This is a genomic window from Ralstonia sp. VS2407 (assembly GCF_052950655.1).
The window spans coordinates 1-480 of the sequence record NZ_JBRFVG010000219.1 but is presented as its reverse complement, the minus strand read 5'-3'; the positions used below and the strand labels follow the sequence as shown (position 1 = coordinate 480).

The 480-nt window shown below is 45.4% G+C and carries 1 protein-coding gene; it reads right to left on the bottom strand.

Annotated elements, in window-relative coordinates; genetic code table 11:
- Positions 1–175 precede the first annotated feature (175 nt).
- Positions 176–480: hypothetical protein (locus tag ACU8YE_RS24715; RefSeq protein WP_446930077.1), on the bottom strand; the 305-nt coding region annotated here is incomplete at its 5' end.

Below are 480 nucleotides of genomic sequence, written 5' to 3'. Positions count from 1 at the left end.
GTACAACATCTTCTGTCTGTGTGGCAGTAGTAGATGTTGAATTATCTGAAGAGACTAGTGTTCCTCCGGTAATAATGCCAATGCCAAGTGCAGCAAACACTGCAGCAATGGTAAGAGCAATTCCGTTTCCCTTTTTCATCTTTTATCTTCCCTAGGAATAGCGGTCATGGAACAACTAGAACCAGCCTTGGACAGTAGTAGCAAAGCTATTCCATCCATCGATAATGGTTGAGGCACCTGGAGCATCTGGAAAACCATAGAGATACACCATAAAAGCAGCAAAAATAACAGCTACTACAACTAGCAGTACGGCCCACCAGCTCACTGTTTGGTCAGGTCGGAGCGAGCTTATAGCTTGCGCATCAACAAGACAATGCGCAACTTTTAACCGGGTAAGAAAGGCCGCGGCACTAGTACTTATAGAATCTGGATCCAAGAAGTCCTGCAAACTCATTGTTAGCCCGACGGCAACAACAAGAG